Annotated in this window: 22 protein-coding genes; 13 read left to right on the plus strand and 9 right to left on the minus strand. The window is 73.0% G+C overall.

Translation table 11 applies throughout. The features are described 5' to 3' along the window. The first annotated feature begins 28 nt into the window (after positions 1-28). Both AC1DYZ_RS01475 and AC1DYZ_RS01480 read left to right on the plus strand, forming a co-directional pair. Positions 29-1,096 (plus strand): GNAT family N-acetyltransferase, encoded by a 1,068-nt coding sequence (locus AC1DYZ_RS01475; RefSeq protein WP_477063453.1) that lies wholly within the window; start codon positions 29-31, stop codon positions 1,094-1,096. A 31-nt stretch (positions 1,097-1,127) separates the two neighbouring features. Continuing rightward, a complete protein-coding gene (locus AC1DYZ_RS01480) occupies positions 1,128-2,315 on the plus strand; it encodes an MFS transporter (protein ID WP_477063454.1) in 1,188 nt (395 codons plus the stop codon). A gap of 3 nt (positions 2,316-2,318) precedes the next feature. On the opposite strand, the gene AC1DYZ_RS01485 is transcribed toward AC1DYZ_RS01480, so the two are convergent. Both AC1DYZ_RS01485 and AC1DYZ_RS01490 read right to left on the minus strand, forming a co-directional pair. Then, entirely contained in the window at positions 2,319-3,179 is an 861-nt protein-coding gene (locus AC1DYZ_RS01485) for a DNA-3-methyladenine glycosylase family protein (protein WP_477063455.1), read from the minus strand. Positions 3,180-3,188: 9 nt separating this feature from the next. Then, a complete protein-coding gene (locus AC1DYZ_RS01490; RefSeq protein ID WP_477063456.1) occupies positions 3,189-4,004 on the minus strand; it encodes an NAD(P)H-binding protein in 816 nt (271 codons plus the stop codon). A gap of 113 nt (positions 4,005-4,117) precedes the next feature. Between AC1DYZ_RS01490 and AC1DYZ_RS01495 the strand changes: the two genes are divergently transcribed. Continuing rightward, positions 4,118-5,104 carry an AraC family transcriptional regulator gene (locus AC1DYZ_RS01495; RefSeq protein ID WP_477063457.1) on the plus strand — a complete coding sequence of 329 codons (987 nt, stop codon included), beginning with the start codon at positions 4,118-4,120 and terminating at the stop codon, positions 5,102-5,104. Between the two features lie 2 nt (positions 5,105-5,106). Here the strand turns inward: AC1DYZ_RS01495 and AC1DYZ_RS01500 are convergent, their stop codons facing one another. Beyond that, positions 5,107-6,207 carry an AI-2E family transporter gene (locus AC1DYZ_RS01500; protein ID WP_477063458.1) on the minus strand — a complete coding sequence of 367 codons (1,101 nt, stop codon included), beginning with the start codon at positions 6,205-6,207 and terminating at the stop codon, positions 5,107-5,109. Positions 6,208-6,261: 54 nt separating this feature from the next. Beyond that, positions 6,262-7,215 carry a helix-turn-helix domain-containing protein gene (locus tag AC1DYZ_RS01505; protein ID WP_477063459.1) on the minus strand — a complete coding sequence of 318 codons (954 nt, stop codon included), beginning with the start codon at positions 7,213-7,215 and terminating at the stop codon, positions 6,262-6,264. 155 nt (positions 7,216-7,370) lie between these two features. Between AC1DYZ_RS01505 and AC1DYZ_RS01510 the strand changes: the two genes are divergently transcribed. The 8 genes from AC1DYZ_RS01510 (at position 7,371) to AC1DYZ_RS01545 (ending at position 13,242) form a co-directional block, all read left to right on the plus strand. Further along, the gene (locus AC1DYZ_RS01510; RefSeq protein WP_477063460.1) at positions 7,371-8,087 is read left to right on the plus strand and encodes an alpha/beta fold hydrolase; all 717 of its coding nucleotides are present in this window, start codon (positions 7,371-7,373) and stop codon (positions 8,085-8,087) included. 60 nt (positions 8,088-8,147) lie between these two features. Next, positions 8,148-8,978: an alpha/beta fold hydrolase gene (locus tag AC1DYZ_RS01515; protein ID WP_477063461.1), complete on the plus strand. Its 831-nt coding sequence runs from the start codon at positions 8,148-8,150 to the stop codon at positions 8,976-8,978. Next, the gene (locus AC1DYZ_RS01520; protein WP_477063462.1) at positions 8,975-10,153 is read left to right on the plus strand and encodes a low temperature requirement protein A; all 1,179 of its coding nucleotides are present in this window, start codon (positions 8,975-8,977) and stop codon (positions 10,151-10,153) included. Before AC1DYZ_RS01515 ends, AC1DYZ_RS01520 begins: the two co-directional genes overlap by 4 nt. Before the next feature lie 18 nt (positions 10,154-10,171). Beyond that, positions 10,172-10,438, plus strand: a complete 267-nt coding sequence (locus AC1DYZ_RS01525) for a DUF1905 domain-containing protein (RefSeq protein ID WP_477063463.1) — start codon at positions 10,172-10,174, stop codon at positions 10,436-10,438. A 10-nt stretch (positions 10,439-10,448) separates the two neighbouring features. Then, complete coding sequence (locus AC1DYZ_RS01530; protein ID WP_477063464.1) at positions 10,449-10,793, plus strand: iron chaperone; 345 nt, start codon at positions 10,449-10,451, stop codon at positions 10,791-10,793. 90 nt (positions 10,794-10,883) lie between these two features. Next, positions 10,884-11,129, plus strand: a complete 246-nt coding sequence (locus tag AC1DYZ_RS01535; RefSeq protein WP_477063465.1) for a BatC protein — start codon at positions 10,884-10,886, stop codon at positions 11,127-11,129. Beyond that, positions 11,129-12,370 carry a cupin domain-containing protein gene (locus tag AC1DYZ_RS01540; RefSeq protein ID WP_477063466.1) on the plus strand — a complete coding sequence of 414 codons (1,242 nt, stop codon included), beginning with the start codon at positions 11,129-11,131 and terminating at the stop codon, positions 12,368-12,370. Before AC1DYZ_RS01535 ends, AC1DYZ_RS01540 begins: the two co-directional genes overlap by 1 nt. Further along, positions 12,367-13,242 carry a sucrase ferredoxin gene (locus AC1DYZ_RS01545; RefSeq protein WP_477063467.1) on the plus strand — a complete coding sequence of 292 codons (876 nt, stop codon included), beginning with the start codon at positions 12,367-12,369 and terminating at the stop codon, positions 13,240-13,242. Before AC1DYZ_RS01540 ends, AC1DYZ_RS01545 begins: the two co-directional genes overlap by 4 nt. Here the strand turns inward: AC1DYZ_RS01545 and AC1DYZ_RS01550 are convergent. Genes AC1DYZ_RS01550 through AC1DYZ_RS01560 form a run of 3 tightly spaced genes read right to left on the minus strand, consistent with a single transcriptional unit; the run spans position 13,227 to position 19,468 of the window. Beyond that, entirely contained in the window at positions 13,227-14,156 is a 930-nt protein-coding gene (locus AC1DYZ_RS01550) for an aldo/keto reductase (protein ID WP_477063468.1), read from the minus strand. The genes AC1DYZ_RS01545 and AC1DYZ_RS01550 overlap by 16 nt on opposite strands. Beyond that, complete coding sequence (locus AC1DYZ_RS01555) at positions 14,153-17,182, minus strand: alpha-mannosidase (protein WP_477063469.1); 3,030 nt, start codon at positions 17,180-17,182, stop codon at positions 14,153-14,155. The genes AC1DYZ_RS01550 and AC1DYZ_RS01555 overlap by 4 nt, the downstream gene beginning before the upstream one ends. 48 nt (positions 17,183-17,230) lie before the next feature. Next, on the minus strand, positions 17,231-19,468 hold the full coding sequence (locus AC1DYZ_RS01560) for an exo-beta-d-1,3/1,6-glucosidase (RefSeq protein ID WP_477063470.1): 2,238 nt from the start codon (positions 19,466-19,468) through the stop codon (positions 17,231-17,233). Positions 19,469-19,532: 64 nt separating this feature from the next. Between AC1DYZ_RS01560 and AC1DYZ_RS01565 the strand changes: the two genes are divergently transcribed. Together AC1DYZ_RS01565 and AC1DYZ_RS01570 are read left to right on the plus strand one after the other, a co-directional pair. Next, complete coding sequence (locus AC1DYZ_RS01565) at positions 19,533-20,126, plus strand: sugar O-acetyltransferase (RefSeq protein WP_477063471.1); 594 nt, start codon at positions 19,533-19,535, stop codon at positions 20,124-20,126. Positions 20,127-20,387: 261 nt separating this feature from the next. Beyond that, positions 20,388-21,965 carry an HNH endonuclease signature motif containing protein gene (locus AC1DYZ_RS01570; RefSeq protein WP_477063472.1) on the plus strand — a complete coding sequence of 526 codons (1,578 nt, stop codon included), beginning with the start codon at positions 20,388-20,390 and terminating at the stop codon, positions 21,963-21,965. Between the two features lie 43 nt (positions 21,966-22,008). Here AC1DYZ_RS01570 and AC1DYZ_RS01575 read toward each other — a convergent pair whose 3' ends face one another. Both AC1DYZ_RS01575 and AC1DYZ_RS01580 read right to left on the minus strand, forming a co-directional pair. After that, positions 22,009-22,647, minus strand: a complete 639-nt coding sequence (locus tag AC1DYZ_RS01575; protein ID WP_477063473.1) for an SAM-dependent methyltransferase — start codon at positions 22,645-22,647, stop codon at positions 22,009-22,011. Next, a partial coding sequence (locus AC1DYZ_RS01580; protein WP_477063474.1) for an AAA domain-containing protein occupies positions 22,640-25,139 on the minus strand: 2,500 nt, incomplete at its 5' end. The genes AC1DYZ_RS01580 and AC1DYZ_RS01575, both read right to left, overlap by 8 nt.

Here is a 25,139-nt window from a genome sequence, read left to right on the forward strand (position 1 = left end):
CCGCCGGGGGCGCCGCGAGGCTGTCCCGGTGATCGACCTCGTGCACGTCCCCGCCGACCCGGACCACCCCGACGCCTGGACGGTCGAGGGTGTGGCCCGGGTCAGCGAGGCGATCGACCTGCCGACCCACGGCACCGACTTCTCGCTCGACGTCCCGACCGTCCGCGCGACCCTGCAGGAGCCGCACCGCAAGATCCATCGGCTCGTCGCCGTCCCCCGCGGCTCGTCGGACCCCGCCGACGTCGTCGGGTGCGCGATGGTCGGGCTGCCGCAGGTCGGGAACCAGCACGTCGCCGTCGTGTACGTCGGGGTGCGCCCCGACCGGCGCCGGCAGGGCATCGGAACGGCGCTCTTCGACGCCGGCCTGCAGATCGCCCGCGCGGCGGGCCGTCGGGTCGTGCACTCGGACTCGGCGTTCGCGGTCGAGCCGCCCGCCGGGCCGGGCGCCCTGGAGTCGCCGACCGGCGACGGTCGCATCCCGATGGACGACGACGCCACCCGGTTCGCGCTGGCCCGCGGCTTCACCCTCCAGCAGGTGGTCCGGCACTCGGTGCTCGACCTCCCCGTGCCTCGCGCGGTGCTCGACCCCCTGCGCCGTGACCCCGGGCCCGACTACCGCGTCCACCTGATGCAGGACGGATACGACGAGGAGTGGCTCGACCAGCTGGCCGTCCTCAAGACCCGGATGAGCACCGACATCCCGCACGGCGGCCTCGAGCTGGCCGAGGACCCGTGGGACGCCGACCGCGTCCGGACCCGCGCCGCCGACCTGCGTCGTCGCGGGCAGGGCATCCTCACGGCCGTTGTCGAGCACGTGCCCACCGGCACGCTCGCGGGCTACTCGGGGGTCGAGTACCCGCTGGACAAGCCCGCGGTCGTGTTCCAGGGCGACACCATCGTCCTGCGGGAGCACCGCGGGCGCGGGCTCGGCATGCTGGCGAAGATCGCCGTCCTCGACGCGCTGCGTGACGTCCGACCGGACGCCGCACGGATCCACACGTGGAACGCGCAGGAGAACGCGCAGATGCTGGCCATCAACGTGGCGCTCGGGTTCCGGCAGGCGAGCGTCGACGCCGAGTGGCAGCGGCCGCTCTGAGCGTGTCGACGGTCCGTGCAAGCATGCGGTCGTGACCCGGACCGACGCGTCGACCTGGAACCCCGGGTCGGTGCGCGCGGCCGCTGGCGGCATCACCGCCCTGATGCTCGCGACGTTCGTCGCCCTCACGACCGAGCTGGTCCCCGTCGGTCTGCTGCCGCAGCTGAGCGCCGACCTCGAGGTCACCGCGTCGGTCGCCGGCCTGCTGGTCACGGTCTACGCGTTCATGGTCGCGGCGCTCGCACTCCCGCTGACGCTGGGCACACGGCGACTGCCTCGCAAGGGCCTCCTGCTGGGCACCCTGGTCGCCTACACCGCGAGCAACGTCCTGGTCGGCCTGGCACCCGCCTTCGGGGTCGTGGCCATCGGGCGCGCGGTCGGCGGGATCTCGCACGCCTTGTTCTTCTCCGTCAGCATCGGGTACGCCTCGCGGCTCGTCGCGCCGCAGTTCACCGGTCGGGCGCTCGCCCTGGTCACCGGCGGGGCGTCGGCCGGCCCCGTGGTCGGCGTGCCTCTGGCCACGATGCTCGGCACGGCGGTCGGATGGCGCACCACGTTCCTCGTGCTGGCCGGCTTCTGCGCGGTGGCCACCGTGCTCGTCGCGGCGCTGCTGCCGCCCGTCCGTGCCGACGACGCGCCGCCGGCCGACGAGACCCAGCGCGACCGGCGCCGGCGACTCGCGATCGTGTCGACCGCGAACACCGTGACCTACCTCGCCCAGTACGTCGTCCGCACCTACGTGTCGGTCATTTTGCTGGCGAGCGGGCTCAGCGAGGCGTCTGTCGGCCCGGTCCTGCTGGGCCTGGGGATCGCCGGCCTGCTCGGCACCGGATACGCGGCCGCCACGCTCGACCGGCACCCGCGCCGCGGCACCGTCGTCACGCACCTGCTCATGGCACTGGGGCTGCTGGGACTCGGGCTGGGCTTCCCGTCGACGGTCGCCGTCCTCGTCGCCGCCGCCGTCTGGTCCGTCGGGTTCGGGGCCATGGCCTCCGTGTTCCAGGCCGCCGCTATCCGCACCCGCGGGGCCTCGCCCGACCTCATCGGCGYGCTGGTGAACTCGACCGCGAACATCGGCATCGGCGGCGGCGCGGCCCTCGGGGCGCTGGTGCTCGTCGGGCCCGGCCTCGGTGCGCTGCCGTACGTCGGCGGCGGGCTGGTTCTCGCCAGCCTCCTCGTCATCGTGGTGGCCCGACGCGCGTTCCCGGACACGCCGTGACCCTCAGCCCGCCGCCCCGGCGCGCATGGCCACCGCCACCCACGTCCGCCAGGGCCGCCAGGCCTCCGCGACCTCGGCCAGGCGCGCGGGCTCGAGCGGCTCGTCCTCCCCGAGGGCATGGGCCACCACGGACCGCACCATGGGCTCGTTCACCGGGAGCACATCGGTGTGCCCGAGGGCGCGGACGGTGACCAGCTCCGAGTAGAACGGCCCGATCCCGTCGAGGCGCTGCAGCTCGATCGCCGCCGCGGCTGGGTCCAGGGCGCGCAGCGTCGCGGTGTCGAGCGCGCCGTCGAGCGCGGCCCGGGCGATGCCGTGGAGCCGGGGGAACTTGGCGTCGGGGATGCCCGGGAAGTCGGTGATCGCGAGGAGGTCGGCGGGCAGCGGCACGGCCGCCTGCTCGGCGCCGGCGACGTCGAACACCMGGCCGTGCGCGCGGGCCAGCGCGGTCCGGACGGTGGCCATCTGCCGCCACGGCCGCCGGGCGGAGAGCACCGACCAGAGCAGGGCCTCGTAGGCGGAGTAGAACAGCGGCGGGCGCAGCCCCGGGAGTCGGGACTGCGCCGCGCCGACCAGCGGATCACGACGGCCCAGCTCGTCGTACCCCGTGCCGTCGACGTCCACCGAGAGAACCCGGGCGACCTGCGCCGCGACGAGGGCCGGCTCGGCGTCCCCCTGCACCTCGCACCGCAGCAGGTCGGGTGACGGCTGCGTGACCGCCGCCCCGACCTGCGTGCGATACCCGTCGAGGCAGAACGCCAGCCGCATCACCGACCCGTCGGCGGAGTCGCGCTGCCCGAACCCGAACCCGATGCTCTGGGCGAGGTCGAACCGGCCACGGACGGGGATCTCGACGACGGCCATGCTCGAACGCTAGGCCGGGACACCGACATCCGCGGCGCCGATCACGTCGGCGAAGTCCCGCGGCGCGCGGCCCAGGGCCTCCTCGACGCCGTGCCCGACCGACTCGTTGCGCCCGTCGAACACCTCGTCGCAGAGATCGGTGAGCATCGCGGCGTACTCCGGACCGGCGATCTCGGTGAGGGCCGAGCGGAACTCGTCGGACGTCACCGGGACGTAGACGACGTCCCGCCCGGTCACGACGGTGAGGATGTCGGCCGCCTCCGCGAACGAGAGGAGGCGCGGGCCGGTGACCTCGTAGAGCCGCCCGACGTGGGCGTCCGAGGTGAGGGCCGCCACCGCGATGTCGGCGATGTCGTCGACCGAGACGAACGGCTCGCGCACGGCACCCGCCGGCATCGCGATCACGCCCTCCAGCACCGAGTCGAGCAGGTGCCCCTCCGTGAAGTTCTCGGTGAACCAGCTGGACCTGATCACCGTGTGCTCGAGCCCGGAGGCCGCGACGACCCGCTCGGACGCCTCGGCGCTGCGCTCCCCGCGACCGGACAGCAGGACGATCCGGCGGACCCCGGCTTGCGCGGCGGCCGACGAGAACGCGGTGATGGCCTCGACGGCACCGGGTGCCGCGAGATCCGGCATGTAGGTGACGTAGGCGCGGTCGACGCCCTCCAGCGCCGCCGGCCAGGTCGACGGGTCCTCCCAGTCGAACCGTGGGGTCGTGCTCCCGGACACCGCCCGGACGGTGTGGCCGCCTCCGAGGAGGCGGTCGGTGACGCGGCGACCGGTCTTGCCGGTGGCTCCGATGACGAGATAGGTAGGTGTGTTCATGGGATCCAGCCTGCGGAGCATCCGGTGGACGGACAACGATCGAGAGTCCGGGAATCATGACCATTCGTCCACGGTCGCTGGACGTGCGAACACCTGAGGCAGACGATGGGACCGTGCCCGATGCCCGCACGTTCCCCGCCCCGAGCGACCAGCTCGGCGAGGCCCTGCACCTGCTGCAGGTCACCGGCTCGCTGTACTGCCAGTGCGACCTCACGGCGCCGTGGGCCATCGACCTGCCCGCGCTGGACGGCCTGATGATGTTCCACGTGGTGACCGCCGGCCGCTGCTGGCTGGAGATCGAGGGTCAGGCGCCGCGGCTCCTGCAGCCAGGCAGCCTCACGCTGCTGCCGCACAGCACGCCGCACCGGCTGAGCAGCGAGCCGGGAACGCCCGCGGACCCGTTGTTCGACATCCCGGTCGAGCTGGTCAGCGACCGCCTGGAGCTCATGCGGTACGGCGGTGGCGGCGAGCCCGCGCAGGTGACCTGCGGGGTCGTCGAGCCGGACCACGAGAGCGCTCGCCGGCTCATCGCGCAGCTGCCGGACGTGCTGCACGTCGACGCCTGGGACGACGGCGACGCCAGCTGGCTGCACAGCACGCTGCGCCTGGTCACCCGGGAGGCCGCGACGAAGAAGGCCGGCGGCGAGATGGTGATGACCCGGCTGGCCGACGTGCTCGTCGTGCAGACCATCCGGGCATGGCTGGACTCGGCGCCGGAGGCCCGGCAGGGCTGGCTGGCCGCGCTGCGCGACGAGCAGGTGGGCCGCGCGCTCATGGCCATCCACCGGTCGCCGGGCGCCGACTGGGGAGTCGACTCGCTGGCCCGCGAGGTCGGCATGTCGCGGTCGGCCTTCTCCGCGCGGTTCACGGACCTGGTCGGCGACTCGGTCATGCGGTACGTCGCCGACTGGCGGCTGCAGCAGGCCCGCGCGCACCTGAGCCGCAGCGCAGAACCCCTGTCGGCCGTCGCGCACCGGTACGGCTATCAGTCGGAGGCCGCGTTCTCGCGCGCGTTCAAGCGGGCGTTCGGCGTCGCTCCGGGGTCGGTTCGGCAGGCGGTCGAGGTGGACTGGCGGACGCGGCGGGGGCCGGCTGCCTGAGGTCAGTCGGCGACGGTCTGGGGCTCGGGCTCCGGTGCCGGCTCGATGGCAGGCGGCGGCGCCGCCTTCGGCAGGTCCTCGCCGGACAGCCACGAGTACCAGGCGGTCTGCGGGCCGCCCTGCAGCAGGACCGCGCGGGTCAGGAGCGTGAGCGGCACGGCGAGGATCGCGCCGAGGGGCCCGATGATGAACGTCCAGAACAGGACCGACACGAAGCTCAGGGTCAGCGTGATGTTCACGGCGTCGGCCACGAACTTCGGCTGGATCAGCACCTGCAGCGTCACGTTGACGGCGCTGTAGATCGCGATCACCGCGAGCGCCAGCGGCCAGCCGCCCACCACGAAGGCGAGCAGCGTGGGCGGGATGACGCCGATGACGAACCCGATGTTCGGGATGAAGTTGGTGACGAACGCGAGGATCGCCCACACGGCCGGCGCGGGGACACCGAGCGCCCAGAGCGCGAGCCCGTCGACGACCGCGACGACCGCACCGAAGGACGCGCTGACGACGAAGTAGCGGCGGACGCCGATGTTGAACGTGGTGGCCCGCCCCAGCACGCCGGCCTGCGTGTCGCCGAACTGCACGTGCGCGCCGTCGTACCGGGCCGCGTCGACGGACATGAAGATCACGTAGGTCACGACGACGAACAGCGTCGTCAGGACGCCGACCACGGCCCCGCCGAACTTCGTCGCGACCCCCAGCAGCTGCGACGGCTGCAGGGCGTCCGTGATGGAGTTGACCGCGTCCTGGTCCACGCCGATGGACGCGAGCCACGCGGTGGCGTCGGTGATCGACGACTGCAGCTCCGTCAGGTAGTCCTGGACCAGCCMGCCGAACTGGATGCCGGCGAACACCAGCATGGCGATCAGCGCGAGCAGGATCAGGTAGACGACGACGATGACCATCGTGGTGGCGGCCGCGCGGTGCCAGCCCCGGCGCTCCAGCGGGTGCCGGATGGGGTGCACGATGATGACGAGCACCGCCGCCAGGAACAGGGGCGCGAGCACGTCCCGGGCGGCGTGCAGCCCGGCGAGCGTGATGATCGCGGCGGAGAAGAACAGGAGCGTGCGGGTGGAGGGCGCGAGTCCCTGGGGCGAGGCCATCCTGCGCACGTGCTCCTTCGACGAGGGTTCCGTGCACGCAAGATAGCGCGGGCCTCAGCCGGCGGAGCGCCAGTCTCGCGGCGTCGTGCCGTACGCGTCGCGGAACAGGCGGCCGAAGTGGGAGGCGTCGGCGAACCCCCAGCGAGCTCCGACCGCCCCCGCGGTGAGGTGCGCACAGCGGGGGTCGCGCAGGTCTCGTCGGCACTGCTCGAGGCGCTGGTMCCGGATCGTGGCCTGCAGCGCGACCCCGGCGCGGGCGAGCGACGCGTACAGGTGGCGGACCGACACGTGGTGCGCGGCGGCGATCGTGGTGGCCGACAGGTCGCGGTCGGCGAGGTGGGTCCGGACGTACTCCTGGACGCGGAGCACCAAGGAGTCCGCGAGAGACACGCGCGCGCGTTCTTCGTCGGCGAGTCGCAGGGTGATGAGCGCGCGCAAGAGGTCGATGCTCGGGCCGACGACCATGTCCGCGGCGTGCGGCCGATCGAGGACGTCGGTGCTTCCCAGCCGGTCGAAGAACGGCGCGACCACGGCCGCGAGCGCGTTGTTGTCCGGGCCGATCCGCAGACCGGCGACGGCGTCGATCGACGACTGCGGCAGGGCGAGGGCGCTGCGGGGGACCTGGAAGTAGTGCAGCTCGGTGCGGTCGGCGTTGAGCACCGTGTACGGGCGCGTGCTGTCGTAGACCACCATGTCGCCCGCCCGGAGCACGGCCTGGTTCGCTCCCTGCGCCACCATCGTCGTGCCCGAGACCTGGACTGCGAGGAACACCGTCGGCTCGTGGTCCTGCCGGGCGAGCCCGGGGGTCCGGCGGAGCATGGAGGGCGTCGACCGGGCGGACGACAGATTCACCGGGCCGGCGTCGGCGACCCGACAGAGCACCTCGATCTGCGGGCCGGGACGGTCGTACTCGATCTCGACCGGCAGCACGCCCGCCCAGATGGCGTCACGGATGAGCTCGATGCGGTCGTCGGGCGGCAGGTCGTCCGAGCGCAGGACCAGGCTCATGACGGAACGCTAGACGCGTCGCCGGCCCGCGTCATCCGTCATATGACGACAGATCGTGCGCAAAGGGGCCAGAACCGTGCACGCAGCGGCCATCCCGGCGTCGCCGGCGCTCCCGAGACTGGGTCCACAGTGCCGTCGCCCGAAGGGAACCGACCATGAGCCCCACCGTCGTCCCGATCCACGGAGCATTTGCCGACGCCTCCGGCTGGGGCGGTGTCATCACCCGCCTGGCCGCGGCGGGCTACACCTCCTACGCCCCCGCCAACCCGCTGCGCAGCGTCTCCGGCGACGCCGCGTACGTCCGGTCGTTCCTGTCGACCATCGAGGGCGACGTCGTGCTCGTCGGCCACTCCTACGGCGGCGCGGTCATCACGAACGCGGCCGTCGGCGCCGACAACGTCAAGGCGCTCGTCTACATCGCGGCGTTCGCGCTCGAGGAGGGGGAGAACGCGGCCGCCGCCACCGCCCTCGGAAGCGACGGCCCCCCGCCGGACCTCACGCAGGTGGTGGACATCCGCCCGTTCCCGGACGCCGGCGAGGGCAACGGCGACGCGTATCTCAAGGTCGAGATCTTCCCCCAGACGTTCTGCCAGGACCTTCCCGCCGAGCTCGCCGCKGCGATGGCGGCCGGCCAGCGCCCCGCCGCGCTGGCCACCCTGGTCGAGCCGTCCGGTCCGCCCGCCTGGAAGACCGTCCCGTCCTGGTACCTGGTCGCGTCGGAAGACCGGGTCATCCCGCCCGCCGCCGAGCGGGTCATGGCCGCCCGAGCCGGAGCGACGGTGGTCGAGATCGACAGCTCGCACGTCGCGATGATCAGCCACCCGGACGAGGTCACCGCGCTCATCCGGCAGGCGATCGACGCGGTCGGCTGACCAGCGGCGAGCCGGATCACGCCCTGGTCGCGCGCAACACCGGGTCTCTAGGCTCGTGGGGTGACCACCCCGACTCTGGTCCCGCTCCCCGACGGCCGGACCCTGCGGGCGTACGACGTCCCGGCCGACGAGCCCCGGCTGACCGTGTTCTGGCACCACGGGAGCCCGAACGTCGGCACGCCGCCGGAGCCGCTGCTCCCCATGAGCCGAGAGATCCGCTGGGTCTCCTACGACCGCCCCGGCTACGGCGGCTCGACCCCGCACCCCGGCCGGGACGTGGCGTCGGCGGCTCTCGACGTCGCCGCCATCGCCGACGCGCTCGGCATCGACCGGTTCGCCGTGCTGGGCCACTCCGGCGGCGGCTCGCACGCGCTGGCCTGCGCGGCCCTGCTGGGCGACCGGGTGATCGCCGCGGTCGAGGGGGCCGGGACGGCCCCGTACGGCGCCGACGGCCTCGACTGGTTCGCAGGCATCAACCCGACCGGGACCGCCGAGCTGCGCGCCGCGGTCGTCGGACGGGAGGCCCTGGAGCGCGAGCTGACCAGCAGCGAGTACGACCCGGAGATGTTCACCGCGGCGGACCACGAGACGCTCGCGGGGCCGTGGGGCTGGCTCGCGCGGATCGCGGGCGAGGCGCTCGCGGACGGCGTCGGCGGGATGGTCGACGACGACCTCGCCTGCGTCGCGCCCTGGGGCTTCGACCCGGCCGACATCACCGTGCCCGTGCTCGTGCTGCACGGAGAGGACGACCGGGTGGTGCCGGCCGCCCACGGTCGCTGGCTGGCGTCGCGGATCCCGTCGGCCGAGCTGTGGCTGCGGCCCGGCGAGGGGCACGTGTCGGTGCTGGGCGCCGCGCCCGCAGTCCTCGACTGGTTGCTGTCCCGCGCATGACATCCGAGCCCGTCGCAGCCATCGAGCGGCACGCCTCGTGGAAGGAGCTGTTCTTCGACCTCGTCGTCGTCGCGGGCATCGGCCAGCTGGCCCACCTGCTGCACGAGGACATGGGGTCGACGACGCTCGGCCTCTACGCGGTCCTCTTCCTGGCGTTCTGGATCTCGTGGGCGGGCTTCGCGGTCTACGGGAACATCGCCGGCGACAGTGCCAAGACCTACGTCCTGATCGTCGCCATGCTGGGGCTGGCCGTCATGGCGGCCTCGGTGCCCGGCATCCACGGCTCGCGTGCGGTCTCGTTCGTCGTCGCGTACGTCGCCCTGCGCTGGTACGCCGGTGCCGTCGTCGCGCGCGGCAAGGTGATCGTCGACTGGCCGCTCGCGCAGTTCGGCCTCGGCGCGCTCCCCTGGCTGATCTCGCTGTGGGTCGCCGCGCCGTACCGGTACTGGCTGTGGGGCGTCGGCATCGTCATCGACCTGGTGGTGCTGCTCACCTCGTCGGGCGAGCGCGTGATGCAGGAGGCCGAGCAGCGCCTCGAGCGCGTGAATGCCTCGCGCCGCCGKGGCGGGCCGGCGGCGGGGCTCGTCACCATCGAGGGGACGCCCATCGAGGAGGAGCACCTCGCGGAGCGGCTCGGGCTGTTCGTCATCATCGTGCTGGGCGAGGGGCTCATCCAGATCATCGACGCGGCCGCGGACACCGAGGACTGGGACCGCAGCACGGCCGTCGTCGCGCTCGGCGCCTTCGCCCTCCTGGCCTCGGTCTGGGCCGCCGGTCTGCTGCACGGCACAGCCGGTATCCCGCAGCTCAAGCCGCACCTCGTCGCGCCGCGGATCGTCATGCTGCTGCACGCCCTGCTCACCGGCGCGCTCGCCGCGCTGGCCGCGGCGCTCGGCATCGCGGTCGCCCACACGCACGGCGCCCTCGCCTTCGACGCCCGGACCCTGCTCTGCGCGGCGGTCGCCACCTACTGCGCGATCGGCGTGGTCACCGCCCTGCTCGTCGGCCAGGGCCGCGCGTGGCTCCTCGTGCGCGGCATCCCGAGCGTCGTCGTCCCCGTGGTGCTGCTGTTCGTCGGGTCGTCGCTGTCGGTCGGCGCGCTGGTCTGGCTGCTGGTGCTCGTGGTGGTCTGGCTCGCACTGCAGCGGCCGGAGGACCGCGACGAGCGCCGATGAGACCGCGATGATGGCCGCATGGACCTCGACGCCACCTTCACCGTGCCCATCCGCAAGGACGGCGCCTTCGCGACGTACCTGGAGCTGGACTCCGCCGAGCTGCTCGGCACCCGGAAGGCCGTCAAGGTCACCGGGACGCTCGACGGCCACGAGTTCGCGGCGACGCTGATGCCGTCGGGCACCGGACCGCACTGGCTCCCGCTGCGCAAGGCGCTCTGCACGACGATCGGCAAGAGCGAGGCCGGCGAGCTGGTCGAGGTGCACCTGCTCGGCCGGACGACCTGAGGAGGTCACGATGGCCGCGAGCACCGTCGACGAGTACGTCGCCTCGTTTCCCGACGACGTCCGCCCGATCCTGGCCGCGGTGGCCGCGGCGCTGCGTCGGGCGCTGCCGGGGGCCGAGGAGCGGATCCGCTACGGGATGCCGGCGTTCATGCTCAATGACCGGTACGCGCTGCACTTCGCGGGGTGGAAGCACCACGTCGGGCTCTACCCCGTCGGGCGCCTCGACCCGGACCTCGAGGCCGAGATCGGCCCGTACCGGTCGCAGAAGGACACGGTGAAGCTCTTCTACCGCGACCCGCTCCCGGCCGAGCTCGTCGAGCGGGTCGCGCGAGCACTGGCCAGCCGCCACGCATAGCCGTCGATTCGGCCAGCGCGGAGCGCGTGGCGTGGATACGCTCGCGAAGGCGGCGACGCCGCTGCACGGCAGCGCGACGAGGGAGTGCCCATGAGCATCAACGACGACGACATCACGAGCGAGCCGGCACCCGCAGGGGAAGGCGTGGCCGACGGCGGCGCGAACCCCGGCGGGCACGACGGCGGGGCCGACGGCTCGGCGGGCGAAGGACCCGCGGACGGCGGCGMGAACGCCGGCGGGCACGACGGCGGAGCGGACGGCTCGGCGGGCGAGGGCCCGGCCGACGGCGGCGCGAACGCGGGCGGCCACGACGGCGGGGCGGACKGCTCGGCGTAGTGCCTTCACGCACCCTGACGGAGCGCGGGCCGGTCCTCCGGTCCGCGCTCTCGCGCTGCATCAGCGTTCCCGACGAGCAGTTCGCGCGCGAGCACTGGGGCCGCGCGCCGCTGCTGTCGCCGGCGAACGACGACTACACGGACCTGTTCTCGCCCGCGGCCGTTGACGAGCTGATCGGTCGGCGCGGTCTGCGGACGCCGTTCATCCGGCTCGCCCACGAGGGTGACGTCCTCGCGCCGGGGCGGTTCACGGCGTCCGGCGGGTTCGGCGCCGAGGTCTCCGACCAGGTGTCGAGCGACAAGGTGCTCGCCGAGTTCGCGTCCGGCGCCACGATCGTGCTGCAGGGCCTGCACCGGATATGGCCGCCGCTGGTCGACTTCACGCGGCGGCTGGTCGACGAGATCGGGCACCCGGCGCAGGTCAACGCGTACGTCACACCGCCGTCGTCGCAGGGGTTCTCGCCGCACTACGACACCCATGACGTGTTCGTGCTGCAGGTCTCCGGCGAGAAGCGGTGGGTCATCCACGCGCCCGTGCACCCCGACCCGCTCAAGGACCAGGTGTGGACCGACCACCGCGCGGCCGTCGCGGCGGCGGGTGCGGGCGAGCCGGTGATCGACCGCGTGCTGCGGCCCGGTGACGCCCTGTACCTGCCGCGCGGCTGGATCCACTCCGCGACCGCGCTGGGCGCGACGTCCATCCACCTCACCATCGGCATGGCCGCGTACACGCGGGCCGACGTGGTCGACACGTTGCTCGGCCTGGTCGGCGACTCGCCGGCGCTGCGGGCGTCGCTGCCGTTCGGGATCGACGTGGGCGACCCCGAGCAGCTGCGGCCGATCGTCGAGGAGACCGTGGCCGACCTCGTCCGTGCGCTGACCGCGACGGCCGACCCCGCGGAGCTGGCCGCACGACGGCTCGGCGCCCGGTTCGGTCGGGACACCAGGCCGGAGCCCGTGGCGCCGCTCGCCACGCTGGACGCGATCACCGCGCTGTCCGAGCACACCGCCGTCCGCTGGCGCGACGCGTTCGGCGGCCGCATCGACGAGGCGGGTGACAAGGTCCGGCTCACCGCCCGCGGCACCGTGCTGTCGCTGCCAGCGGAGGCCGCGCCCGCCCTGCACGCGCTGCGCACCGGGCGTCCGGTCGCCGTCGGGTCGTTGCCCGGGCTGGACCTGGCGAGCGCGCTCGTCGTCGTCCGCCGGCTGCTGCGCGAGGGCGTGGTGGTGACGTCGGAGTGACCGACGGATGGGTGCCCTGCAGCGACGGTGCCCGCGCCCGCCAGGACTCGCTGGTCGGCACCGGGTCGCACGGCGATCGCTGGTTCCTCGTCGAGAACCAGGCGGGCTGGGGGCGGCACGCGCTGCTCGACCCGCCGTTCGACGCCGCGCTCGGCCGCGCGCTGGTGCACCGGGTAGAGGGCGAGGGGATCCGACCGCTCGCCATCCGCCGGCCCGGGCGTCGGTCCGCTCAGGACGGCACGCGGTGGGCGCTCGTCGACTCGCGACCCGGCCGGGAGAGCGTCCGCTGGGGCCGGGTCGACCGGGTCGAGGAGCTGCTCGACGTCCCCCTCGACGGGTCCGCGGGGGTGCCGTCGGACCGGCCCGTCTTCGCGGTGTGCGCGCACGGCCGGCACGACCGGTGCTGCGCGGTGCGCGGGCGTTCCGTGGCCGCGCGCCTGGCGCAGGCGTACCCGGAGGAGACCTGGGAGTGCTCTCACCTGGGTGGCGACCGCTTCGCCGGCACGATGGTGCTGCTGCCGCACGGGCTCTACTACGGGTGGGTCGACGACGGCGACGCGGTCGCGGTGGCCGACGCGTACCTGGACGGCCGTGTCGTGCCGGAGCTGCTGCGCGGCCGCAGCTCGTACTCGCACCCCGTGCAGGCGGCGCAGCACTTCGCGCGGACGTCCGACCTGCTGGAGGCCTACCCGCCGCTGCGGGAGGACCGCACCGATGACGGCTGGTCGGTGGTGCTCGCCGGCGTCGACGGTCCGGTGACGGTGACGCTCGTCGAGACCTCGTCGGCACCCCTGCTCTCCACGTGCGCCGCGACCCAGGCGCTGCCCGTGAAGCAGTGGGCCCTCGGCGAGATCGTCTACGGGACGATGTAGCCCGCGGCGCGGAACAGCTCGTACCACTCGGCGCGCGTGAGCGGGATGTCCGAGCCCTGTGCCGCGCCCGTCACGCGGTCCGGGCTCGTGGTGCCGAGGACGACCTGCATCTGTGCGGGGTGCCGGGTGATCCACGCGGTGGCGATGGCGATCGTCGGGACGTCGTACTTCGTCGCCAAGCGCTCGATCACCGCGTTGAGATCCGGGTACTCCGGGGAGTCGAGGAAGACCCCGGTGAAGAACCCCGCCTGGAACGGGGACCACGCCTGGACGGTGATGTCGTGCAGGCGGCAGTAGTCGAGGATGCCGCCGTCGCGGTCGATCGACTGGTCCTCGGCCTGCATGTTCGCCGCGACGCCGCGGGCGACGATCGACGAGTGCGTGATCGACAGCTGCAGCTGGTTGGCCACCAGCGGCTGGCGCACGAACTTCTTCAGCAGCTCGATCTGGCCGGGCGTGTGGTTGGAGACGCCGAACGCGCGCACCTTCCCGGCGGCCTGGAGCTCGTCGAACGCGCGCGCCACCTCCTCCGGCTCCACCAGGGCGTCGGGGCGGTGCAGCAGCAGGATGTCGAGGTAGTCCGTGTCGAGGGCGTCGAGCGAGCCGTTCACCGACTCGATGATGTGCTCGTAGGAGAAGTCGAACCCGTCGGGCGGCACGATGCCGCACTTGCTCTGGATGACGATCTCCGCGCGGTCGGCGGGAGTGAGCCGCATGGCCTCCGCGAACCGGCGCTCGCACACGTGCATCGCGCCGCCGTAGATGTCGGCGTGGTCGATCATCGTGATCCCGGCGTCGCGGCCGGCCGCGACCAGCTCGCGGATCTCGTCGTCGGTCTTCTCCGTGATGCGCATGAGCCCGAGCACGACGTTGGGGACGACGATGTCGGTGCCGGCCAGGGTGAAGGTCTTCACAGCGGGTTCCTCTCGACGGCGAGCGGCAGGCGCAGCGTGACCAGCTGGAAAGGGCGCAGCGCGAGCTCGACGGCCTCGTCGGTCGCCGTGACCCCGGGGGCGTCGACGTCGCGCTCCAGCAGGTCGACCGCTCGGGCTCCCGACACCGGGAAGCCAGGCACGAGCGTCGCACGCGCACGCCCGCCCAGCGACTCGTACAGGCGCACGATGACGTCGCCGCTGCGGTCCTCGGCCAGCTTGACGGACTCGACCACCACGGCCGGGTTCGAGACGGTGACCAGCGGGTCCGCAGGGCGGGCACCCCGCACCACGCGCTCGGCCAGGTTGGTGCGGTAGCCGTCCTCGACGGCGTCCGCGATCGTCGCACCCGCGTGCAGGACCGTCGTGAGCCGGTGGTGGCCCTGGTCGGCCTCCGGGTCGGGGAAGAGCGGCGCCCGCAGCAACGACAGCCGCACGGTCGTGCCGGCGCCGTTCGGGCGGCGGGCGACGTCGTGCCCGTAGGTGGCGTCGTTCGCGATCGCGACGCCGTAGCCCGGCTCGCCCACGTGCACCCAGCGGTGCGCGCAGATCTCGAACCGGGCCGCGTCCCACGACGTGTTGGCGTGGGTCGGCCGGAACACGTGCCCGAACTGGGTCTCCGCCGCCGACCGGTCCGCCAGCACGTCGACGGGAAAGGCGAGCTTGAGCAGCTTCTGCCGCTCGTGCCAGTCGACCTCCGTGACGATCTCGATCGCAGCGCTGCCGCGGCGCACCGTGACGTCCTGGACCAGGCGCGACGCACCGAACGAACGCGTCGTGCGCACCATGACGGCGTCGAGGGTCTCGGACACGACCTCGAGGCTGTCCGCGTCGAGCAGGTCGGTGCCCACCCGGCGGTACTCCCTGTCGATGTCCCACGCGTCCCATCGCGCCGGGGTGTCGCGGTGCAGCTGGAGCAGGTTCGCGAGGGCGCCGACCGGGATCACCTCGCGGTCAGCGGTCAGGTCGCGCAGCGAGTCGATCTGGCCGCCCGCGGTCAGGTGCACGTCGATCAGCCCGTTGCGGAGCCGGAGGGTGCCGTCCTCGCCTCGTACGAGGGTCACGGCATCGCCGTCGGCCGCCTCGACCGGACCGGCCCCGAGCGCCGCGACGCCGGACCGCGGGTGCGGCGCGGCGTTGAGCAGCACGGAGAGGTCACCGTCGCCGACGAGCTCGGCCACGGCGGCGGCGATCACGTCCTCCAGCTCTTCCCTGATCGCGGCGTAGGTCTGCTCCGCCTGCCGGTGCACCCAGCCGATCGAGCTGCCGGGCAGGATGTCGTGGAACTGGTGCAGCAGCGTGGTCCGCCACAGCCGCTCGAGCCGGTCGTAGGGGTAGTCGGACCCGCGCTGCACGGCGGCGGTCGCGGCCCACAGCTCCGCCTCGCGCAGCAGGTGCTCGCTGCGGCGGTTGCCCTGCTTGGTGCGCGCCTGTGACGTGTACGTGCCGCGGTGGAACTCGAGGTACATCTCCCCGGTCCACACCGACGGCTCCGTGAGCTCGTCCTCGGTCCGGGCGAAGAAGGTGTTCGGGCTGCCCAGCTCGACCGTAGGCGCCCCCTCGAGCGAGGCGAACCGGCGCGCCGAGGCGAGCATCTCCCGCGTCGGGCCGCCGCCGCCGTCGCCCCAGCCGAACGGGACGATCGAGGAGCCGGCGACACCCTTCTCCGCGAAGTTCGCCTCGGTGTGCAGCAGCTCGCGCGCGGACAGGTCGGAGTTGTACGTGTCGACCGGAGGGAAGTGCGTGAGCACGCGGGAGCCGTCGATGCCCTCCCACGTGAAGGTGTGGTGCGGCATCCGGTCGGTGTCGTTCCACGAGAGCTTCTGCGAGAGGAACCAGCGCGAGCCCGCCGACCGCACGATCTGCGGCAGGGCGCCGGAGTAGCCGAAGGAGTCGGGGAGCCACACGTCCTGGGTCTCGACGCCGAGCTCCTCGAGGAAGAACCGCTTGCCCGCCACCATCTGCCGGGCCATCGCCTCGCCGCCCGGCATGTTCGTGTCCGACTCGACCCACATCCCGCCGACCGGCACGAACTGCCCGGCCGCGACCTTCTCCCGGATCCGCGCGAACAGCGCGGGGTAGTACTCCTTCATCCAGGCGTACTGCTGCGCCGACGAGCACGCGAACACGAAGTCCGGGTCGGCGTCCATCAGCGCGATCACGCTGGAGAAGGTCCGGGCGCACTTGCGCACGGTCTCCCGCAGCGGCCACAGCCACGCCGAGTCGATGTGCGCGTGGCCAACCGCGTAGGCGTGATGGGCACTGGCCGAGGCGGGAGCGTCGAGCAGCGGCCGCAGCGACTCGCGGGCGGCGCCCGCGGAGCCCGCGACGTCGTCGGGGTCGACCGTGTCGAGCAGGTTCTCGAGGCCGACGCGGATGCTCGCCCGCCGGGTCGAGTCCACGGGCAGCGCCTTCATCAGGCCCACCAGGGCGGTCAGGTCCTGCAGGAGCTCCCAGACGGCGACGTCCCGCAGCGCGACGTCGACGCGCCCCAGCACGTAGAGCGGGTCGGTGCCCGCCGTGGCGAGGTCGCCGTACGGGGTAGGCACGAACCCGAAGTTGCTCGCGATGTTCGGGTTGCCGGCCGCCTCGACGAACACGTCGACGTCCGCGCCGCCCGGCCACGGCACTGCCTGGTTGAGCGGCGCGACACCCTTGATCGTCGTCCCGTCCGGTCGCCAGACCAGCCCCTCGGCCTGGAATCCCGGGCTCGACTGGGAGAACCCCAGGTCGATCACCAGCTCGACGGCCGTGCCCTCGAGCGGCCAACCGTCGGGCAGCCGGCCGGTCACGTGGAGCCAGGTGGTGCTCCACGGCGCGCCCCACGCGAGACCCGGCGCCACGGACGCGAAGTCCTGGCCGACCGCCTCGGCGAACGGCACCGGCTCCCCGGGTGCGGTCCACGCGGTCAGCTCGAGCGGGACGCGGTCGCGGTAGACGGCCGGGGCGATCCGGTCGGCCACGAACCTGTCGATCCGAGCCTCGGCGAGCAGGGGGTTGCCGTGCATGGCGCTCCTTCTTCGGGACGGGTGGGTGTCAGCCGCCCGTCGCGTCGATCATCCCGTGACGACGAACCCCGCGCGCAGGAGCGCCTCGTCGCGCGACGACGGGCCGACCAGCAGCTCGAACTGGCCGGGCTCGACGATGCGCTGGCCGGCGGCGTCGACGATCGTGCAGTCCGCGACCGGGAGCTGGAGGCCGACCGTCACGCGCTCGCCGGGGTTCACGAGCACCTGCTTGTACGTCTTGAGCTCCTTCTCGGCCCAGGTGACCGTGGTGACGGTGTCTCGCACGTAGACCTGGATGGTCTCGAGGGACGGCCGGTCGCCGGTGTTGTGGAGCGTGACCTGCGCGCGGACCGTGTCGCCGGCGCCGAGCACCGGCTCGACCACCCGCAAGTCCTCGTACGTGACGGTCGTGTAGGAGAGGCCCTCGCCGAACGCGAACGGCACGCGCTGCGTGAGGTCCGCGTACCGCGTCCCGTGCTGCGCCGGGAGCTGGTTGTAGTAGATCGGCAGCTGGCCGACGTGCTCGGCGAAGGTGATCGGCAGGCGCCCCGACGGCTCGGTCTGGCCCAGCACCAGCTCGGCGATCGCGCGGCCGCCGCGCATGCCCGGGTTCGCGGCCCAGATGATCGCCGCGGCGTTCATGGCGCTCGTCGGCAGGACGTGGGGCTTGCTCGCGATGACGACGACGACCAGCGGCTTGCCGGTCTGCGCGAGGGCGTCGAGCAGCGCGACCTGCCCGCCGACGAGCTCGAGCGTGGCCGTGGAGCGTCCCTCGCCGACGAGCTCGATGCGGTCGCCGACGACCGCGACGACGACGTCTGCTGCCTCTGCCGCTCTGACGGCCTCCGCGATGAGGTCGGCGTCCGGCGCGACCGGGATGACGACCTGCGGGCGCGGCTGGCCGTCGGGGAAGAACTCGCCCTCGGGGTCGGCGCCCAGCGTGAGGATGTCCGCGCCGCGCGCGTGGGTGACGGTCCAGCCTTCGGGTGCCTGTGCGCGGAAGCCGTCCAGGACCGTCTGCGTCATCTCGCGCGGGTGTCCGTCGGGAAGCCAGTCCGCCTGGCCCGAGGCGCCGGCCCAGTCGCCGAGCTGCGTGTGCTGGTCGTCGGCGTTGGGGCCGATGACCGCGATCGTCTTCGGGCTGTCGTTCAGGGGGAGCGTGCCGTCGTTCGTCAGCAGGACCAGCGAACGGCGGGCGACCTCGAGGTTGAGCTCGACGTGCTCCGTCGACCCGATGACCTCCTGCTGGCGATCCACAGAGGGGTGCCGGGCGTCCTCGAACAGCCCGAGCTCGAACTTCAGCGTGAGGATGCGGCCGACGGCCGCGTCGAGCGCTGCCTCGTCGAGCATCCCGCTGCGCACGGCCTCCTGCGCGCCCTCGAAGAACCCCGGGGTCGTCATGACCATGTCATTACCGGCACGGATCGCCGCGGCCGACGCGTGCGCGTAGTCGGGCTGGATGTGCTGCTCCCAGACCATGCGGCCGACGTTGTCCCAGTCCGTGATGAGCGTGCCGGTATAGCCCCACTCGCCGCGCAGCACCTCGTTGAGCAGCCAGTCGTTGACGGTGATCGGCACGCCGTCCATCGACTGGTAGCCGAGCATGAACGTGCGGCAGCCCTCGCGGGCGACGCGCTCGAACGGCGGCAGGAACCACGAGCGCAGCTTGCGGCGGCTCAGGTCGGCCTCGCTTGCGTCGCGACCGCCCTGCGTCTCGGAGTAGCCGGCGAAGTGCTTGGCGGTGGCCAGGATCGCGGTCGGGTCGGACAGGCCGTCACCCTGGTAGCCGCGGACCATGGCCGACGACAGCTCGCCGATGAGGAACGGGTCCTCGCCGAACGTCTCGCTCACGCGGCCCCAGCGCAGGTCGCGGGCGATGCAGAGCACCGGCGAGAACGTCCAGTGGATCCCGGTCGCGGCCACCTCGACGGCGGTCGCGCGGGCCGCGCGCTCCAGCAGGTCGGCGTCCCAGGTGGCCGCCATGCCGAGCTGCGTCGGGAAGATCGTCGCGCCCTCCCAGAACGAGTGCCCGTGGATGCAGTCCTCGGCGATGAGCAGCGGGATCCGCAGCCGGGTCTGCGCGGTGAGCTCGTGCGCCTGCCGGACCCGCTCCGGCGAGGTGTGCAGGATCGACCCGACGTGCAGGTTGAACACGAGATCCTCGACGCCGTCCTTGGCGTTGAGCTGCATCATCTGGCCGACCTTCTCCTCGAGCGTCATGCGCCCGACAAGGTCGGCGACGCGCTGCGCGACGGGGAGGGCTGGGTCCTGGTACGGCGCAGTCATGTGGCGTCCTGTGGGATTCTCGGATCGATTCGAATGTCTGCGCGCAACCCTAGAGGAGCACCCGGTGGCCCACGAGTACGACGTCGTACGAGCGGCGATGAACGACGGTTCGCTGTACGTCGACTACGGGCCCGGGCTCGAGGCGCTGGAGGCCGAGCGGGTGGCCGGCAAGGAGCTGGCCTACGACTTCAACCACTCGCGGCCCGGGGAGGCGGCCCGACGGACCGCTCTCTTGCAGCAGCTGCTCGGCTCCGTCGGTGCGGGGGCGTGGATCGAGCCGCCGTTCCACGTCTCGTACGGCTCGCACGTGCACGTCGGCGACGGGTTCTACGCGAACTTCAACCTGGTGCTCGTCGACGACGCCGACATCGTGATCGGCGACCGCGTCATGATCGCGCCGAACGTCACCATCTCGACCGCCGGCCACCCGACCGTGCCCGAGGAGCGTGTCGGCGGGTGGCAGTTCTCCCTTCCCGTGCGGATCGAGGACGACGTCTGGATCGGGTCGAACGTGGTGATCCTGCCCGGTGTGACCATCGGCGCCGGGAGCGTCATCGGTGCCGGCAGCGTGGTCACGCAGGACGTCCCGCCGCGAGTCGTGGCCGTCGGGGTGCCGTGCCGGGTGCTGCGGTCGGTCGACGAGCCGCGGGAGGAGTAGGCCTTGCTCCTGGTCGCAGCCTGCGCACTCCTCGCCCACGGCTGACTACCCGCCCGCGAGTGCCGTCGCCGGACGTGAGGTCGAGGTCGGGTCGACGGGCGCAACCCGTACTTCGGTTCGCTGGGTTCCTCGCCTCGCCCTCGCATTGCAGGGCATGCCCCCTTTTCTCGCTGAACCGTTGCGTTGGTGCAGGTCAGAGGCGAATGTCAGTGGTCGATCGTCCCGGATCGGGCGGACGGTGTACGGCGGGAGGTGGCGACGATGACGGCAGTGCTGGCCGAGCGCCCGCGCGTTGACCACAGCGCGAACCAATCCGACCGCACCGGCACCGCTCCCGGGCCGGCTCCGGTGGTGGCCGCGACGCCCGCCGGTCCCACGCTGGCGTGGGCGGACTCGGGTCATGGTGCTCGCCCCCTTGCCGCGCCCGTCCCGGAGCCAGGCGCCCGACTGATCGATCTGGCTGCGGTGGAGCAGTTCCCGATACCCGGTGTCGACGTTGCGGAGCTGGTGGCGATGCTGAGCTCGGTACCCGTGGCGGAGGTCTCCGGGGCGGCGTTGGTCAACGCGGTGGCGGCCACCCAGCAGGCGATCACCATGCTGCAGGCCCTGCAGGGGTCGTTCGCCCGCGAGCTGGGGGCGCGCACGCCGGATGCGTTGCGGCACGTCCCCGATGAGCTGGCGTGCGCTCTGGTGTGCACGAAGCGGTCCGCGGAGAACCTGTTCCTGCGCGCCTGGGGCGCGGACCAGCACCCCGCCCTCGGTGACGCGTGGGCGGCCGGCGCCGTGGAGGCACGCAAGGTCGACGTGATCCTGGACGAGGTCTCCAAGGCAGGCGCGGACCTACCCACCAGCGACGTCACCGCAGTCGTCGACGACGCGATCCAACGCGCGGGCGAGATGACCGCCCCACAGCTGACCCGACACGTACGCGCCACCCTGATCGCGCTGAACCCCGGCATCGCGGAGAAGCGCCGGGTCGCCGAACGGGACCGGCGCGGGGTCGAGCTGGTGCTCGCCCCGGATGCGATGGCCCGCCTGATCGCTTACCTGCCCGCCGCCGAGGCCACCGCGGCATTCACCGCGATCGACGCCCTGGCCGGGCACGCCGCCCTCGACGGCGATGGCCGCACCGTGGACCAGCGGCGGGCGGACGCGTTCAGCGACGTGTTCACCGGCATCCTGGACCGCCAGACCACCCCCGACGGCACCCCCCTGCCGACCCGGCACGGGCAACGCGTTGCCCTGCAACTCTCCGTCGCCGCGACCACCCTGCTCGGGCTGGACGACGCCCCCGGGTTCCTGGGCTCGTACGGGCCGATCCCGGCGCAGGTCGCCCGCGAGCTCGCCCAAGACGCCACCTGGCGCAGAGTGCTCACCGACCCGAACACCGGGCAGGTGTGCTCCGTGGGGACCGACGCGTACCGGCCCGGCGCGGACCTGACCCGCACCATCCAGGCTCGGGACGTGACCTGCACGTTCCCCGGCTGCCGCCAACCCGCCACCCGCTGCGAGATCGACCACCGCATCCCCTACGACCACCACCGGCCACCCTCCCCGGGCGCACCACACGCCGACCTCCACGGGCGCGACCCTCAGACCGGCCTCCACGGGCACGACCCACAAACCTGCGAAGCGAACCTGCACGCCTTGTGCAAACACCACCACCAAGCCAAGACCGAAGGCTGGTGGAACGTCACCTACAACCCGGCCACCGGAGTCTCCACCTGGACCGACCGGCACGGGCTGACCTATGCCCGACACCCCGTGCCGGTCTACGTCACCCCAAGCGCGCTCGAACACCGACCACCACCACGGCCACTCGGCGACCCACCCTTCTGACCCGGCAGATGCCCCATGCCCGACCTCGGCGACCGTTCGGAGGTCAGCGAGATCGGCGGATCGCGATCACGTTGTCGGTGACCTCCGCGACCTGGCCCTCAGGTCCGGTCGCTGTGCGCTGCGGCGCGTCCAGTCGCTCCACGTCCCAGCCCTCGCCGAGGTCGAACGAGGCCAGCGACTCCGCCGGCGTCGGGAAGGTCGCGTCTTTGTCCCACGCCCACGGGGAAACCGACGCGTGCTCGACCACGAGCAGCAGGCCGCCGGGCGCTACGAGCTGGGCCGCGCTATGCAGCACACGCGCGCGCGGGAATGACGCGGGGCCGTGGAGGTAGCTCGCGGTCACCAGGTCGAACGACCCGGACGGCATCGACGCCGACAGCTCGTGCTGCTCGAGGGTGACGCGGTCGGACAGGCCGGCGTCAGAGGCAGCCTGCTCGACGCGGGCCAGCGCGACGGATGACGCGTCGACGCCCGTGACCTGCCAGCCGAGCGACGCGAGCCAGAGCACGTCGCCGCCGTGCCCGCAGCCGAGGTCGAGCGCGCGGCCGGGGGTCGGGAGCAGGGCGGTGACGACGTCGACGAGCACCGCGTTCGGGCGCGTGCCCCAGGACGGGTCGACCGTGGCGTAGTGCTCGTCCCAGTAGTTCGCGCCGTGGGTGTGGGGGTGGGTGTGCTCAGTCATGGTCGCCCTCGGCCGCCGCCTCCGGGGACGGCAAGCCTCGTTGCTGATCCGGCGACTCGACCGCGGCGACCAGCCTGCGCACCACCCCGTCGGGGTCCGACTCCCACTCGGCGCCGAGCACCTGCAGCACCCGCCAGCCGCCAGAGCGCAGGGCCGTCGGCTGGGTGATGCGGCGCTCGTCGAGCGACAGCGACCCCAGCCGCGCGGACTGGTCGACCAGCACCCCGACGGTGTGCACCGGTGAGCCCGGCGGGCGGAGTGCGAGGTCGCAGCGGAACGCCGACTGCCCGACGCCGGCGACGACCTCGACACCTGCGGCGCGCAGGGCGTCGGCAATCTGCTCCACGATCGGGCTCGAGTCCGGGGTGGCGGAACGCCCCGTCCGCTCCCGCAGCCCCGCCAGCACGCCGTCCGCCGCGGCCGCGTCGCCATTGGACACCGCGTCGGCGTAGTGCAGGAAGCCGCGCAGCGTGTTGGCGCCGTCGTTGTAGACGTTGGTGATTGCCGTATGGTCGATGCTGCTGACCAGCACCATGTGCCTGCGGGCGCGGCTGAAGATGACGTTGAGCCGCTTCTCGCCGCCCGCGTTGTTGATCGGGCCGAAGTTCATGCGCATGCGTCCGTCGGGGCCGGCGGCGTAGCAGACGCTCATGAGGATGATGTCGCGCTCGTCGCCCTGGACGTTCTCCAGGTTCTTCACGAACAGCCCGACCACCTGGCCGTCCTCCTCGCGCGCCACCTCGGCGTCGTAGCGCCGGTCGAACTCGGGGTCGTCGCGCGCCAGGCGCTCCAGCGCCCGCTCGATCTCCGACTGCTGCGCCTCCGAGAACGCCACGATACCGAGGGTCTGGCCGGTCTCGCGGGCCAGCAGCTCCCGGACCAGGTGCGCGATCCAGACAGCTTCCTGCGGGTTGGTGCGCTGGACGTAGACGCCGTCGAGCACGCGCATGGCGCTGATGCTGCGCTCGAGCAGGCCGTCGACGGCGGCCGTGACGTCGTCGGCCGCAGGTGTCGACCCGACCGTCAGCTCCAGGGGACGGGCGCGCACGTGGGTGAGGGTCCGGTCAGGGATGGTGGTGAGCCGGCCCCCGTAAAACGCGGCGTTGCTGAACTGGATGAGCGCCTCGTACTGGCTGCGGTAGTGCCAGGTGAGCATGGTCGACGGCAGACGCACGGACCCGACGCCCAGGAAGCTGTCGGAGTCGAGGACGGAGCCGACGGGGGCGTCGTCGTCCAGCGGTTCGTCGTCGGACGTCGCAGCGGGTCCGCCGGCGTGGAAGTACCTCGTCGGCGGCAGCTGCATGCGGTCGCCGACGACGATCACCTGGGCGCCGCGGAACAGCGCGGGGACGGCCTCCTCGACGGGGATCTGGCTGGCCTCGTCGTAGATGACGACGTCGAACGAGCCCTCCAGCGGCAGGGTGTCCGAGAGCGACGACGGGCTCATCAACCACACCGGCCGCATCGCGGCGACCACCGCGCCCGGGTCTCCGGACGCCAGGTGCCGGATCGACTTGTACGCCCGGACCTTGCCGAACTCGTGCTCCAGCTCGCGCCGCCCGGCCATCCAGACCGCCTTGACGGCACGGTCCTCGAGGTCCATCCCGCTGACGCTGCGCTGCGAGTGCGCCACCGCTGCGGCGAACCGGGTCCGCAGCCGCGCGGTGATGACCTCGGCGTTCGCGCGCTGCAACGCGGGTGCCTGGTCGGCGACGCGGTCGAGCAGGTCCGCCAGCCGGTCGCCGTCGAGGCGGCTCAGCGCCGGCAGCTGCGCCCGCGCCTCGCGCATCGAGGCGGCGACCACCGCGTACTCGAGCTGGTCGGGGGACGCGTCGAGCCGGCGCAGCACCGACACCACGGACGGGGTGTCGGCGAGGTCGCGCAGCGGGGCCGCGACGGCCCGGACCAACGCCTGGCCGTCCGGCCCGGTCAGCCCGCGGAGCTCGTCGCGCAGCGCGACCAGCGGCAGGTCGTCGGCTCCCGCGACCAGGCCCGCGAGGCCGGACCGCACCGTGTCGACCAGCTCCGGCAGCCGGTCGAGCTCGTCGTCGGGTCGCTCGTCTGCCAGCCGGGTGCGCCAGACGGCGAGCGCTCCCGTGTACCGACGGATCGCCGCGATCCGCTCGGTGAGGACCGCGAGGTCGCCGTGCCCCCAGTCGCGCGCGAGCTGCTGCGACAGGGCGTCCGCCCGGGCCGCCGTGTCGTACCGCGCGACCAGCAGCTCGAGCGCCTGGACCGCGGTGGGTCGGACCTGGCGGTCGCCGGCGTCGAAGCCGGCGGCGACCAGCGCACGCACCCGCCGCCAGCCGCCGTCGAGGAACTTCCAGAACGAGGTCTCCCGACGCCTGGCGATCTCCAGGGCGGCGGCGGCATCGGGCGCGGAGAGCGGTTCGCGCCAGCCGACGGCCGCGCGGTCGGCCGCGTCCGCCGCCGCCTCGGTCTCGCGCCAGGCCGCGGCCGCATCCTCCAGCCGACGGGCCTCGCGCGAGCGC

The sequence above is a fragment of the Cellulomonas sp. P1_C4 genome (assembly GCF_056406355.1).